The 12,926-nt window shown below is 68.3% G+C and carries 18 protein-coding genes; 12 read left to right on the top strand and 6 right to left on the bottom strand.

Features of this window, described 5'->3' with window-relative positions; all coding sequences use genetic code 11:
• From ACFQ36_RS15690 to ACFQ36_RS15670, 5 genes are all read left to right on the top strand, one after another.
• A partial coding sequence (locus tag ACFQ36_RS15690) for an FUSC family protein (RefSeq protein WP_377015194.1) occupies window positions 1-709 on the top strand: 709 nt, incomplete at its 5' end.
• A gap of 227 nt (window positions 710-936) precedes the next feature.
• Window positions 937-1,077, top strand: coding sequence for a hypothetical protein (locus ACFQ36_RS15685; protein ID WP_377015192.1), 141 nt, complete (start codon window positions 937-939; stop codon window positions 1,075-1,077).
• A gap of 49 nt (window positions 1,078-1,126) precedes the next feature.
• Window positions 1,127-3,289, top strand: coding sequence for a copper-translocating P-type ATPase (locus tag ACFQ36_RS15680; RefSeq protein WP_377015191.1), 2,163 nt, complete (start codon window positions 1,127-1,129; stop codon window positions 3,287-3,289).
• 185 nt (window positions 3,290-3,474) lie between these two features.
• Complete coding sequence (locus ACFQ36_RS15675; protein WP_377015189.1) at window positions 3,475-4,122, top strand: hypothetical protein; 648 nt, start codon at window positions 3,475-3,477, stop codon at window positions 4,120-4,122.
• Window positions 4,098-4,745: an FMN-binding negative transcriptional regulator gene (locus ACFQ36_RS15670; RefSeq protein ID WP_377015188.1), complete on the top strand. Its 648-nt coding sequence runs from the start codon at window positions 4,098-4,100 to the stop codon at window positions 4,743-4,745. The genes ACFQ36_RS15675 and ACFQ36_RS15670 overlap by 25 nt, the downstream gene beginning before the upstream one ends.
• Window positions 4,746-5,193: 448 nt before the next feature.
• Here the strand turns inward: ACFQ36_RS15670 and ACFQ36_RS15665 are convergent, their stop codons facing one another.
• From ACFQ36_RS15665 to ACFQ36_RS15655, 3 genes are all read right to left on the bottom strand, one after another.
• Complete coding sequence (locus ACFQ36_RS15665) at window positions 5,194-5,418, bottom strand: hypothetical protein (RefSeq protein WP_377015186.1); 225 nt, start codon at window positions 5,416-5,418, stop codon at window positions 5,194-5,196.
• 69 nt (window positions 5,419-5,487) lie between these two features.
• A complete protein-coding gene (locus tag ACFQ36_RS15660; protein ID WP_377015185.1) occupies window positions 5,488-5,817 on the bottom strand; it encodes a hypothetical protein in 330 nt (109 codons plus the stop codon).
• A gap of 169 nt (window positions 5,818-5,986) precedes the next feature.
• On the bottom strand, window positions 5,987-6,262 hold the full coding sequence (locus ACFQ36_RS15655) for a GlsB/YeaQ/YmgE family stress response membrane protein (RefSeq protein ID WP_377015184.1): 276 nt from the start codon (window positions 6,260-6,262) through the stop codon (window positions 5,987-5,989).
• Between the two features lie 426 nt (window positions 6,263-6,688).
• On the opposite strand from ACFQ36_RS15655, the gene ACFQ36_RS15650 reads away from it, so the two are divergent.
• The 4 genes from ACFQ36_RS15650 to ACFQ36_RS15635 all read left to right on the top strand — a co-directional run bounded on the left by ACFQ36_RS15650 (window position 6,689) and on the right by ACFQ36_RS15635 (window position 8,838).
• A complete protein-coding gene (locus ACFQ36_RS15650; RefSeq protein WP_377015182.1) occupies window positions 6,689-7,126 on the top strand; it encodes a hypothetical protein in 438 nt (145 codons plus the stop codon).
• A gap of 113 nt (window positions 7,127-7,239) precedes the next feature.
• On the top strand, window positions 7,240-7,554 hold the full coding sequence (locus ACFQ36_RS15645; RefSeq protein WP_377015181.1) for a PRC-barrel domain-containing protein: 315 nt from the start codon (window positions 7,240-7,242) through the stop codon (window positions 7,552-7,554).
• 30 nt (window positions 7,555-7,584) lie between these two features.
• On the top strand, window positions 7,585-8,505 hold the full coding sequence (locus ACFQ36_RS15640; RefSeq protein ID WP_377015179.1) for an SDR family oxidoreductase: 921 nt from the start codon (window positions 7,585-7,587) through the stop codon (window positions 8,503-8,505).
• Window positions 8,506-8,613: 108 nt separating this feature from the next.
• Window positions 8,614-8,838, top strand: a complete 225-nt coding sequence (locus ACFQ36_RS15635) for a YegP family protein (RefSeq protein WP_377015177.1) — start codon at window positions 8,614-8,616, stop codon at window positions 8,836-8,838.
• 87 nt (window positions 8,839-8,925) lie between these two features.
• Here the strand turns inward: ACFQ36_RS15635 and ACFQ36_RS15630 are convergent, their stop codons facing one another.
• From ACFQ36_RS15630 to ACFQ36_RS15620, 3 genes are all read right to left on the bottom strand, one after another.
• Window positions 8,926-9,339, bottom strand: a complete 414-nt coding sequence (locus ACFQ36_RS15630) for a CBS domain-containing protein (RefSeq protein ID WP_377015175.1) — start codon at window positions 9,337-9,339, stop codon at window positions 8,926-8,928.
• Between the two features lie 49 nt (window positions 9,340-9,388).
• The gene (locus ACFQ36_RS15625; RefSeq protein ID WP_377015173.1) at window positions 9,389-10,147 is read right to left on the bottom strand and encodes an SRPBCC family protein; all 759 of its coding nucleotides are present in this window, start codon (window positions 10,145-10,147) and stop codon (window positions 9,389-9,391) included.
• Between the two features lie 147 nt (window positions 10,148-10,294).
• Complete coding sequence (locus tag ACFQ36_RS15620; RefSeq protein WP_377015171.1) at window positions 10,295-10,852, bottom strand: hypothetical protein; 558 nt, start codon at window positions 10,850-10,852, stop codon at window positions 10,295-10,297.
• A 34-nt stretch (window positions 10,853-10,886) separates the two neighbouring features.
• Here ACFQ36_RS15620 and ACFQ36_RS15615 point away from each other — a divergent pair, with 34 nt between their 5' ends.
• The 3 genes from ACFQ36_RS15615 to ACFQ36_RS15605 all read left to right on the top strand — a co-directional run.
• The gene (locus ACFQ36_RS15615) at window positions 10,887-12,017 is read left to right on the top strand and encodes a type III polyketide synthase (RefSeq protein ID WP_377015169.1); all 1,131 of its coding nucleotides are present in this window, start codon (window positions 10,887-10,889) and stop codon (window positions 12,015-12,017) included.
• 7 nt (window positions 12,018-12,024) lie between these two features.
• A complete protein-coding gene (locus ACFQ36_RS15610) occupies window positions 12,025-12,738 on the top strand; it encodes a class I SAM-dependent methyltransferase (RefSeq protein WP_377015167.1) in 714 nt (237 codons plus the stop codon).
• The coding region (locus tag ACFQ36_RS15605; protein ID WP_377015165.1) for an FAD-dependent oxidoreductase at window positions 12,731-12,926 on the top strand (196 nt) is incomplete at its 3' end. The genes ACFQ36_RS15610 and ACFQ36_RS15605, both read left to right, overlap by 8 nt.

Raw genomic sequence — 12,926 nt, 5'->3', positions numbered from 1 at the left:
GGCCTGGCACCGCCACCGGCTGCTGCGGCTGCTGGGCGACGCCGAGGCCGCCGTCGCCGCCTGGTCCGGAGACAAGGATCCTGCCCGGCTGCGGAAGATTGCCCGGCACCAGGCCGGGCTGCGCAAGGTCAGGCGCCACTTGCGGCGGCCCGTTGCCCCGGCAGCGGAAGTCCCCCGGCGGCCCGGCCTGCTGCGGGAGTCGGTACGCGCACTGGGCAGCCGCGAGTTGCTGCTCAATGCGGCCCGCACGTCGATTTCCGCCGCCTTGGCCGGCTGGTTCGCCCTGGCCCTCGGCTTCGGGCACCCGCTGTGGGCGTCCATGGCTGCTGTGGCAGCCCTGCAGGGACTGACCTTCCACACCACGGTGCAGCGCGGCATCCAGCGGCTCGCCGGCAACGTCCTGGGCGCGGCCATCGCCGCCGGCCTGATTGCCCTGGCCCTGGATTACTGGCAGGCGGTGGCGGCGATCGTGCTGCTGCAGGCGGCCGCCGAGCTGCTGGTGATCAGGAACTACCTGCTGCTGTCCATGGCGATCACGCCGATGGTCCTGCTGCTGACCGGCCTCGGTGGCCGGATCACGGCGGAGGCCGCGGTCAGCCGCGTGGCTGACACGCTGGTGGGCGTCGTCGTCGGCGTGGCTGTCGCCGCGGTGACCATCAGCCTGTCGGACCGGCACCATTTGGCGGTCCGTCCGGCACGGCATCCCTGACCGTCGCCGCCGGCCTGGCCTCAAGATGCCGCAGGTTACCGGCCGGCAGGGATTGACAAATACCCCGTGGGGGTATAATTTCGGAGCTACCGGAACACGACGTCACGGGCCCGCACCTCGGGCCAACGCACTGAAGGTCCCCACTCCGCAGCCGAGCCAAGCGCCAACTCGAATGACCCGACGCTTCCACGCTCCACGGAATCCGCCACTGTGCCGAGGAGATCGTCATGACTGAGACCACCGTCCACCTGCTGCCCTTGGTTTCGGCAGCGTCCGGCTGCCCCTGCTGCGCGTCCGCCGGGAATGCGCCGCAACTGGCGGAACCGGACGTGCAATCCGCAGCCGGCTACCGGTTCGACGAATCCTGACCAGAGCCCCGAGGGCACGTCCCCGCGGGCAACAAGCACAAGGAGCGTTATGACCACCCCCAGCCACAACCGACACGACCGGCCGGTGGCAGAGCACCAGCACGGCCACGGTCACTTCGGACACGGCATCGAGGACCACAGCACGCACGGCCAGGCCATGCCGGCCGGACACGCCCATTCCGCCGTCGATGAAGACCATGCCGTCCACACGCATGGCCAGCACGCCGGGCACAGCACGGCCATGTTCAGGAGCAAGTTCTGGCTGAGCCTGGCCCTGTCCGCCCCGGTCGTGTTCTTCAGCCCGATGTTCGCGCACCTGCTGGGCTACCAGCTTCCCCAGTTCCCCGGCTCCGCCTGGATCCCGCCGGTGCTGGGGACCGTCGTCTTCTGGTACGGCGGCATGCCGTTCCTCAAGGGCGGCTGGAATGAGCTTAAGTCCCGCCAGCCGGGCATGATGCTGCTGATTGCCATGGCCATCTCCGTCGCGTTCCTCGCCTCGTGGGTCACGACCCTGGGCCTGGGCGGTTTCGACCTGGACTTCTGGTGGGAGCTGGCGCTGCTGATCGTGATCATGCTGCTGGGCCACTGGCTGGAGATGCGCGCCCTCGGCGCGGCCTCGGGGGCTCTGGACGCCCTCGCGGCGCTGCTGCCGGACGAGGCTGAGAAGGTGGACGACGACGGTGTCATCACCACGGTCCCGCTGGACGGGCTGGCCGTCGGCGACGTCGTCCTGGTCCGCCCCGGTGCCCGGGTGCCCGCCGACGGGCAGATCACCGGCGGCGCAGCGGAGTTCGACGAGTCGATGATCACCGGCGAATCCAAGGCCGTTCGCCGCGGCCCCGGGGACAAGGTCGTGGCCGGAACCGTGGCTACCGACAATGCCGTGCGCGTCCGGGTCGCCGCGATCGGTTCCGATACCGCCCTGGCCGGCATCCAGCGCCTGGTCGCCGAGGCGCAGGCCTCCTCTTCCCGCGCCCAGGCGCTGGCCGACCGTGCCGCCGCCCTGCTGTTCTACTTCGCCCTGGCGGCCGGGACCATCACCTTCATTGCCTGGCTGCTGCTGGGCAGCCCGGACGAGGCAGTGGTCCGCACCGTGACGGTGCTGGTCATCGCCTGCCCCCACGCCCTGGGCCTGGCCATCCCGCTGGTCATCGCCATATCCACCGAACGTGCCGCCCGTTCGGGCGTGCTGATCAAGAACCGCATGGCCCTGGAGCGCATGCGCACTATCGACGTGGTCCTGTTCGACAAGACCGGCACCCTCACCGAAGGCCGGCACGCCGTCACCGGCGTTACGGCGGCCGACGGCATCGACGAGGCCGAACTGCTCGCCGCGGCTGCGGCCGCCGAGGCCGACTCCGAACACCCCGTGGCCCGGGCCATCGTCCGCGCGGCCGCGGAACATCCGGCGGCACGGCAATTGGCGCTGGTGGGCACAGGGTTCGGCGCGGTTACCGGCCGGGGGGTCCATGCCACCGTTGCAGGCTCCGACGTCGCCGTGGGCGGGCCGAACATGCTGCGCGAGCTTGGCCTGCAGGCCCCCTCGGAGATCGCGCCGGAGGTACGGGAATGGATGGGACGGGGCGCGGGCGTGCTGCACGTGGTCCGCGACGGGCGGATCATTGGTGCCCTGGCCTTGGAGGACAAGGTCCGGGACGAATCCCGGGCCGCCGTGAAGGCCCTCCAGGACCGCGGCATCAAGGTCGCCCTGATCACCGGCGACGCACGCCAGGTGGCCGACGCCGTCGGCCGGGACCTGGGCATCGACGAGGTCTTCGCCGACGTCCTGCCGCAGGACAAGGACACGAAGGTCGCCGAACTGCAGCAGCGCGGCCTGAACGTGGCCATGGTGGGCGACGGCGTGAACGATTCCCCCGCGCTGGCCCGCGCCGAGGTCGGCATCGCCATCGGCGCCGGCACCGACGTGGCGATGGAATCGGCCGGCGTCGTGCTGGCCGGCAACGACCCGCGCTCGGTGCTGTCCATGATCGATCTGTCCCACGCCAGCTACCGCAAGATGATCCAGAACCTGCTCTGGGCCACCGGATACAATATCGTGGCCGTCCCGTTGGCCGCAGGGGTGCTCGCCTTCGCCGGCGTCGCCATCTCCCCGGCGGTCGCCGCCATCCTGATGTCAATCTCCACCATCGTGGTGGCCCTCAATGCCCAGCTGCTGCGCCGGATCGACCTGGATCCGACACGGGCGCGGTAGGTGATCGGGTGCGGGTCCGCGTCGGTCGCGAGGTCGCATGCCCGGTCGTCGTCGATGAGGAATGCGCCGTGCAGGCGGACGGTCTCGAGCACTGCGTGCCCGTTCCCGGGCGGTGTGAGGTTGGCGAGCCCGGTGGCGAACCAGGCCTGCAGCTGGGGCAGCAGTTCACGGACCGGATTCCCCGAATGCAGCCCGATCGCATCGGGGGCGGCCGTGCGCTGCGTCGACGAGAGCAGCAGAACCCGCGACCGCGCGGCGCCAAGCGCTGCGGCCTGCCACCCGTAGTCGACCGGCCCGAACTGCCACACGGCGCGCACAAAGGTCCCGACCTGATCGCCGCCGTTCTCGCACTGGCCGCCCTCCCGGTCACAGGGCAGCGCCTGTCTACCGCACCCCGGTGGGCACGGCCCGCGATCGTCGCCGGAGGGGCCGTGGCCGGGTTCCCCAGGCTGACCTCGCATGCCCGGGCCACGGCACCGGCCAGCCATGGGGCGGTGGTGGTCGGACTGCTGCCCTCGGCGACCGCCGTGATGGCGGTGGTCCGCGGCCAGGAGCGCGCCGCAGGCCGGTTCCGGGCCTTCGCGGCCCTCGGGCACCCGCTGTCGTCGTCTTCGCCTCCCTTCGGGGCGGCGGTCCGGCCCTCGGCCCAGGTCAGCCAGGTCCAGCTCGCCCAACCGGCAAGGGGCCTCTTCTGGCCAGCGCTCATCCTGCACGAGCAGCCGGCATGGCCCACCATCGTCGGCGGCACTATCGTGATCCTGTGCACCGGACTCGCCGTCCGCACCCGCCTGAACAGAAAGCCCCCCCGATGCGCCGCACGCCCCACTACCTAATGACTGACCCCGAAGAAGTCAGACGCCTTATCCGCAACAACCCCTGGGCCACGTTCGTCTCGCCGACCAGCAGGGGCCTGATCGCTTCGCACTACCCGGTCCTGCTCGACGACGACCACGAGCACATCACCATCGTCAGCCACTTCGGGCGCCCCGACGAGGTCCTCCACGAGCTCGGCCGGCACGAAATCCTCGTCATCATCCAAGGCCCGCACGACTACGTCTCCTCGAGCTGGTACGCCCCCGGCGATCTCGTCCCGACCTGGAACCACGTCACGGCCCACCTCTACGGCACCCCGGAGATCCTGGGCGAGGAGGAGAACTATGCGATGCTCAGCCGCCTCACCGACCACTTCGAGCAGCACTACCGGAACGGGCGCAGCCTCGCCGAAGACGAGCCGGGTACCCGCCGCGCTGCCAAAGGCACCGTCGGCGTGCGGATGCGCGTCGACCGGTTCGACGCACGCGCCAAGCTGAGCCAGAACAAGTCCGCCGACGTCATCGACAACATCACCGCACACATCGCCGGGCACAACCCCGCCCTCGCCCGCGAGATGGGCCGCGCCAGAGGCGGCGGACCGGCCTCGACGACACAACGCCCGCCGTCCGAGCACAATGGTTAGCGGCTCCGGCGAATCCGTGGCCCCCGGCAGGTCGCGTGCTCGCCGTCAAGGGCCGGGCCCAGCTCCTCGCCGCAACGTCGCCATTTCCGGTTCTCGGGCCCCGCTTCAGGTAGCGCCGGGGTGGGTCATTCATGGCCGGGTCGCCTGAGCAAGCGCCCTCCGAAATCTCGGCACCGTTAATGTGCAAGGTTCAACAGGCTGGCCTGAGTGTTTGCTGCAGGTCATTCTTCAGCGCGTGGTAGGGCTCTCCGGCGGTACAGCGTTTGGGGCAGCGGATCGCATCGGATTTGGAGTGGCCTTGTGGGTTTGCGCTCCAGGCAGGCCTGGCCCCGGCGGCGTTGTCCCCGCCCAAATCCGGCAGCCCATGCGCGACGCCGGCGACCCCCGGGGTGACGGTGTGCGCACTATCGGCACAAAGCCGGCGCAACCACCGGGTCCAGCAGGGCTCCTACTGGTACCAGAACCAGCCCGGCGGCACCCAGGACGAAGGCACCTCGTGCCCGCCGTTTCCGCCGCACTGGCCGCAGGTGTAGCTGGCGCTTGCCGCGCTCCACTGGCTGTCGTGCAGGAGCCGCGCGGGCACGTAGTCCCCGAAGACGAGGTAGTCTCCGCTGCCGCAGTCAGCGCAGCGCGGCTTTTCCCGGGCCTGCGGCCCTGAAACTGTCAATGCCAATCGTCCTCCTCAGATTCGGGCCACTCTCCAAAGGGCGCCCGTGCCGACGTCATGGTGGTCAGGGAGCGGCTACGCGGACATCCCGGCAAGGCTGCGCACCGCAGGTGCCGCCGAAGCCGGATCCAGCACCCGCAGGCGGCACCTGGCCAGGCGGGGGTCAACCTGCTCGGGCAGGTGTCCGGACTTACAGCTGTGGTGCAGCTCCGCCAGCGCGGCAGCCTCGGCGTGCGCGTCCCGCAGGTCCACCTCGAGGTGGAGATTGGGCCGGAGCGAATTGGTGCGCCGGATCAGTGAGTACAGGCCGATCAGCGTGTGCCGGTCTACTTTCCCCAGGACCTTGATTCTTACCGATGCCCCGTCCAGGTCGACCCGGACGACTACGCGAAGCTTTTGGACCATGGCACTTCTTTCATGAATTCCGCTGCTTGTCCCGCCTCATGCTAGTGGCAATTATGTGACGCAGGCAACATTTTATGCGGGTTCCCGCCATACGGAGACAAAAAGCGGTCCCGGCATGTGGGTGCCGGGACCGCTTGGTTTCCTGCCGGCCACGGGCCGGCGGGAAACGTTAGGCGTGGGTATGGCCGTGCGACCGGCCGGTCACCATGCCGTAGATGCCTGCGACGATCAGGCCGCCGATAATGGCGAGGATCCAGGTGCCGAGGTCGAAGAACCCCTGCACTCCGGCACCGAACAGCGCACTGCCGATCCACCCGCCGACAAGCGCGCCGACGACGCCGAGGATCAGGCTGGTCACCCAGCCTCCCCCGACACGACCGGGCATAAGCGCCTTGACGATCGCCCCTACGATCAGGCCAAGAATGATCCATGCGATGATTCCCATGACTGCTCCTTTCTCAAGGCAACACAGGTCAGGCAAAAGCCTGCTGGATGGTTCCGCGCGGCCGGGCCGCACTCTCCCGATGCCGCCTGCGGCTATGGAACGTGCTTGGGTGCCAATCGACTCCTTTCGGGACGGCGCCCTCGGCGCCTCCGGCTCGGGGATGAAGCCGACGGACCCAGCCCCGTGCGCTGCGGTTCTGCCGCGGTTCTGCCACAAGGCCGAATCCTAAGCCTGCTTCTCTTAACTAGTTGTGCCACACCCTTTGCGCCTGCGCAAGCCTCACGCCCCGTGGAGATCCGGCCAGGGGCGTGCGGCGGAAGGTTGGCGGGCGCTCCGGGAATATCCGAGGGGTTTCCCGGCGCTTTTAGTAAGACCACTTATTACAATGGAGAATCCATTGCCAGTCACATAGGTGGGGGAAGAGTCATGGACGATCCAACACTTGCAGGAACCCTGCAGCATGTACTTGTGCCGCATTCCTTCGGCCGGCATGATACGGGCAGCTCCGAGTTCATCATCCTCTCCGTGGAGATCTGGACCACGGGACTGATTGTGAACATGCAGGTGCGCTCCACCGCCGGTCCGGAATTCAGGCGGCCCGACATCATGGTCGAAGACCACCTGGGCACGGTCTATACGCGCAAGGGGTCCGTCAGCCTGGGAGCCCGGCACCTGCAGTACTTCGAGCCGACGGTGCCGGAGGGGATCCGCAGCCTCACGATCAAGTGCGAAGACGCCGGCGGAATCCGCCGGGTGCTGTTCCTCGCCGTCCCTTCGCCTCACGGCATGAAGGGGGGCCGGCTCAAAGTCCGCAACCTCGCGCACCCGGCGCTCCGGGCCGGCCGGGACCAGGAAGCCAGCTAGCGCTCGGCGGCTGCCCCTTCGTTTGGGCACTCCTTGACAACCATGGGCGGGCTGATACGTTCGAGCCAGGCATGCTTTCCATCGTGGGCAGGCTTGCCCGAGCGGAGGTACCGATGACCGAGGACGAGACTGTTCACGAGCTTCAGGACGCCACTGTCTGGGACAGTTCGGGGCACCGGCTCGGGCTGGTCGGCGAAGTTCACCGGGACAAGGATACGGGCCGCCCGGCCTGGCTGACCGTGGCCTTGGGCCTGGCCGAAACCCGGGAGCGGTTTGTGCCCCTGACCGGAGCGCGAATGGAGGGTAAGGATGTCTACGTTGCCTACGACCATGACACCGTCCAGGACTCGCCCGCCGTTGGAGGCGAGCCGGAAACGGGCTTGTCGCCCGAGGAGGAAGAAACGCTGAACCGCTACTACGGCCTGTAGGAAGCACGAAACGGGTACGGAGAGGAACTCATGAGCAATCAGGACGCCGGCAACACCCGTACGGACCAGCTGACTTTCCAGAACCCGGTGACCCGGTATCCCTCGATCAGCCCACCCGAGCAGGACCAGCCCGAACCCGGCCTGGATTTGGAGCTGGAACCGGAGACGGACCGGGGTGAATATTCCTACCGTGGCACCGCCCGGCTCCAGGGCCGCAAGGCGCTGATCACGGGCGCGGACTCGGGGATCGGTGCCGCCGTCGCCATCGGCTTTGCCCGCGAGGGCGCCGACGTGGCGTTGAATTACCTGCCGGAAGAGCAGGCCGATGCCGAGAAGATCTGCCGCATCATCGAGGACGCCGGATGCAAGGCGGTTCCGCTGCCGGGGGACCTGACCGATGTCGCCTTCTGCGCTGAGCTGGTCTCCAAGGCGGCCGAGGGCCTGGGAGGCCTGGATATCCTGGTCAACAACGCCGGCCGCCAGATTGCCGTCGAGTCTCTGGAGGAGCTGACCGAGGAGCAGTGGACCCGCACCTACGAAACAAACATCCGGGCCATGTTCCTCATTACCAAGGCAGCGCTGAAACATCTTCCACCCGGATCCACGATCATCAACACCACCTCCGTCCAGGCGTACATGCCGTCCCCGATGCTGATCGACTACGCCTCCACCAAGGCAGCAATCAACAATTTCACCAAGGGCCTGGCCCAGCAGCTGGCCCCGAAGGGGATCCGGGTGAATGCGGTGGCGCCGGGACCGTTCTGGACGCCTTTGCAGGTGTCCGACGGGCAGCCGAAGGAGAAACTTCCCAAGTTCGGCAAGGACACCCCGCTGGGCAGGGCGGGCCAGCCCACGGAACTGGCCCCGGCGTATGTCTTCCTGGCGTCCCCGGAGTCCAGCTATGTGACCGGTGAGACGCTCAACGTCAACGGGGGCATGCCCACACCGTAGACCAACCACAGACCAACCACCTGCGCAGCGCCAGGTCCGCCCGTCGGACAGCGCAGGAGTTGCGCAACACAATCTGTCGTAGGGGGTAGCTGAAAGAAGGGCCGGTCCATGGGCGTGTTTGAACTGTACCGGGATTCAAACGCGAAGTTCAGGTTCAGGATTCTCGACGACGACGGCAGCCTCGTGGCCGTCTCCGAAGCCCATGAGGACAAGGCCTCGGCGGTGGCCGCGATCAAGGCGACCCGGGACTCCGCGGCCACGTCGCGCATCGTCGACCTGTGCGGCGCACCCTTCGAAGAGCAGCCTGCCGAAAGCGGGCATTTCCTTGGATAAGCCTGCGGGTCCGGCGGCGGATGCCGCCGGACCCGCAAACCCATGGAGTGGACGCCTGGGCCCCGCCGTGGCGGGGCCCCCCACCCCCTAGGAGGAAATGAATTCCACCAGCTCGCCGACCCGGTCTTCGGGATAGTTGCGGGCGATGTCCCCCTGGCTGACGATTCCGATAAGTTGATGTCCGTCGATGACAGGGAGACGGCGCACCTTGTGGCTCTTCATGGTTTCGATGGCTTCTTCGATGCTGTCATCCGCCCCGATCGTGACAGGCTTGCCCTGGGCCAGTTCACCTGCCTTGACGGACCGCGGGTCTCCGCCCGAGGCAATGCATTTGATCACGATGTCCCGGTCCGTGATCATGCCCTTGAGGCGCTGGTCCTCCCCGCAGATGGGCAGCGAGCCCACATCGAGCTCCTGCATCTTCTTGGCGGCGGTTTCCAGTGTTTCGTTCTCGCCGACGCATTCGACGCCGCCGGTCATGATTTCCCGTGCCGTTGTCATATTCGTTCCTCTCCTTTACTTCCAGTTGCGGACCGCTTCGGGAGCGGCATTACGTGTTGTCTTCCACCCGCACTTCGCCGTACGGAACGTCATCGGAGATCATGGCCTGGATCTCGCTGGGCAGGACCCGGATGTGGACCCCGCGCAGGCCCTCCGCCGCGGACTGTTGCATCACCGGCCGCAGGGTGCTGGCTTCTTCGGGCGTGGCTCCGGCGAGGAACCGCTCGTAGGCCTCCGGCAGCTCCGGTCCGAGGTCCGCCAGGGCGCGCTGCCGGGCCAGCCCCTCGTCTTCGACGGCCGGGCCGGCACCGGCCGGAGGCGTCGTGTCCACCCCCTCGAAGGACTCGCCGGCCGGCCGGTCCTCCACGCTGCCCCGCCACGCACCTGTCTCCTGGCCACGGGATTCGATGAAATCCTTGAACTTGCGCAGGTCCGCCTTCACCTGCATGCTGTCGAACCCGAGGGCGGCGCCCACCTTTTCGGTCAGGGATTCCGTGTCCCACTGCAGCCGGACATTCACCCGGGTGGTCTGGTCGCCCAACCGGTCGAACGTCACCTCGCCTGCGTGGGTTGTCCCGTCCACGCTGCGCCAGGCCACTTTCCGGTCCGGCAGCTGTTCGACGATTTCGGTCTCGAAGTCCCGCTCCACACCGCCGACCTTGGCCCTCCACCGGTTGGTGGTATCCGTCAGCTGCGTGACCGACTCGACCCCGCCCATGAATTGGGGAAAGGACTCAAACTGGGTCCACTGGTTGTAGGCGGTGCCGACGGGCACCCCGACGTCGATCGATTCTTCCACGGTTGCCATCGTTGTTACTCCTCCAGTTACCGAAAAACTGCCCCGCCGCCGCGGGATAGGAGTGGCCACTTGCTTTCACGCTACACGAGCGGAATGCTGGCGACAACGCAATACTAAGCTTACTTAGGGAACTTGTCGACAATACCCGCGACCTGCTCAGGGCAGCACCGGTTCCTGGCTGAAGCGCCCCTCCCACACGGCACGGGAGCCGGATTCCCCGACCCGGACCACCGCCACCGTCGTCCCGGCGGCGAGCGCCACCACCCCCGCCATGACGACGACGGCCAGCACCCTGGTTCCGCCCACGCCCAAGGCGGTCCGCAGCCTGCGCTCCGGTCCCGTGCCGTAGCGGAACCAGAGCCATTGGGCCAGCGCGGCGGCAAACAGCCCCGCCACCCACGGCAGCAGCTTCAGGCCCAGCCCAACGTGGGCCTGAAGCTGCGGGGTGGTATCCACCCGGGCCATCAGCCACTCCCCGGCCTCCTGCGTCAACGGGACCAGGACCAGGGCCGCCAAGGCAACCAGCGGGGTGGCTGCCCCCAAGCGCCTGCGGGCGGCCGGCCAGAGCAGGCTGAGCACGGTGCACAGTGCGGCCAGCGGAACAACCACCACCGTCGCATGCACGAGCAGCACGTGCAGCGGCAGCCCGTCAAGTTGATAGTCCACGCTTGTGAAGACGCAGCCGCAGGCCCGATGGTTCAACCGCCGGGGCATTGTCATCCTGGCGGCGGGCATCTAAGAATGGACCATGACGGTCACCCTGAGGTCCCTGGAAACCGCAGTTCCCCCCACCGTCCTGGTGCAGGACCAGGTCCGCGACGTGTTCGCGCAGCAGCCCGGACTGACCCGGCTGGGCACCCGCCTGGTGGGCACATCCTTCGACTACTCGGGGATCGAGCGCCGGCATACCGTGGTGGAGGAGCTGACGTTGGAACGCCGCAGCGAAAACCCGGTGTTCTTCGACGCCGGCGCCCGGCTGATCCTCTCCCCCAGCACCAAGGTGCGCAACGACGTCTTCGCGGCAAAAGGCACCGATTTGTTCATCGAGGCTGCACGCAGGGCCCTGGATGCGGCGGAGGGGGTGGAAGCCGCGGATATCACCCATCTGGTGACCGTCTCCTGTACCGGGTTCTTCAACCCGGGGCCGGACTACAAGATCGTCCGCGCGCTCGGACTGGATCCGGCAGTGCGCCGCTACCATCTGGGATTCATGGGCTGCTACGCCGCCTTCCCCGCGCTGCGGGCGGCCAAGTCCTTCTGCGAGGCGGAACCGGGGGCGGTGGTGCTGGTGGTGGCCGCGGAGCTGTGCACGCTGCATGTGCGATCCTCCAACGACCCGGACACGATCATGGGCTCCTCCCTGTTTGCAGACGGTGCGGCGGCCGCGGTCGTCACCGCCCGCGAACTGCCGGGACCGGGGCCGCACCTCGAGCTGGACCATTTCGAGACGGTGCTGACCCCCGTCGGCGAGGACGCCATGGCCTGGAGCATCGGGGACGAAGGGTTCGAGATGGTCCTGGGCACCTATGTTCCGCACATTATCGACGAGCACATTGTCGGCGCCTTGGAGCCGCTGCTGGCGCGGGAGGGGTGGGACCGGCCGTACCGGGAAATCGACCACTGGGCCATCCACCCCGGCGGCCGCAGCATCCTGGACAAGGTGGAGGCGAAGCTCCAGCTCACCGAAAAGCAGCTGGCGCCCGCGCGCCAGACGCTGCGCGACTACGGCAACATGAGCAGCGCCACGGTGATGTTCGTGCTCAAGCACATCCTGGACCAGCCCTTTGCCGGCGGCCGGGAACGCGTCTGCGCGATGGCCTTCGGCCCCGGACTCACCGTGGAGACGTGCCTGCTGACCAAGGCCGGGGCGCCCGCCTGAGCCCGCCATGCCCTTCCTGTCCCGCCGGGCCGCCGACGCCGTGGAGGAAATGGACAGGCCGGACTGCGATCCGGCCACGCTCCGGCGCACCTATGCACAGTTCGCCCTGATCAACCGGGCCGTTTCCGGCTGGCGCCGGACCTACCTGCGCCAGCTGCGGCCACGCCTGGCCGCGGCCGCACGACACCCGGCGACGCTGCTGGACATCGGCTGCGGGGCCGGGGACGTGGCCCGCAGCCTGGCCCGCTGGGCGGCGGCGGACGGCCTGCCGCTGGAAATCACCGCCATCGACCCGGACGGGCGCGCCTACGCCTATGCGGCATCCCGGCCCGCCGTCCCCGGCCTGACCTTCCGCAGGGCCTACAGCTCCGATCTGGTGGCCGAAGGCAGGCGTTACGACCTGGTGATCTCCAACCACCTCCTGCACCATCTGGCACCTGCGGAGCTGGACGGGCTGCTGGCCGATTCGAAGAAACTCTGCCGCAGCCTGGCGCTGCACAGCGACATCGCCCGCAGCCCCCTGGCGTATGTGCTCTTCGCCACCGGGACGCTGCCCTTCTTCCACCGTTCCTACATCCGCCGCGACGGGCTGACCTCCATCCGGCGCAGCTACACGGTCCGGGAGCTGCGCGCGGCCGTCCCGCCGGACTGGGCGGTGCGGCAGGATTCGGCCTTCCGCATCCACCTGGTGTTCGAGCCCCGGCAGACCGCCGATGCATGACGTGGTGATTGTCGGCGGCGGCCCGGTCGGCCTGTTCCTGGCCATCCTGCTGGCCCGCGAGGGCCTGGACACCGCCGTGCTGGAACGGCGCCAGGCACGCAGCCCGCATTCACGCGCCATCGGCATCCACCCGCCCGCCCTGGAAGCCCTGGACGACGCGGGCGCCGCGGCCGGGCTGCTGGCGGCCG

The sequence above is a fragment of the Arthrobacter sp. GCM10027362 genome, from assembly GCF_042679445.1.
Taxonomy (GTDB): domain Bacteria; phylum Actinomycetota; class Actinomycetes; order Actinomycetales; family Micrococcaceae; genus Crystallibacter.
The sequence above is the reverse complement of the archived record's forward strand: the minus strand, read 5'-3'. Positions and strand labels throughout refer to the sequence as shown.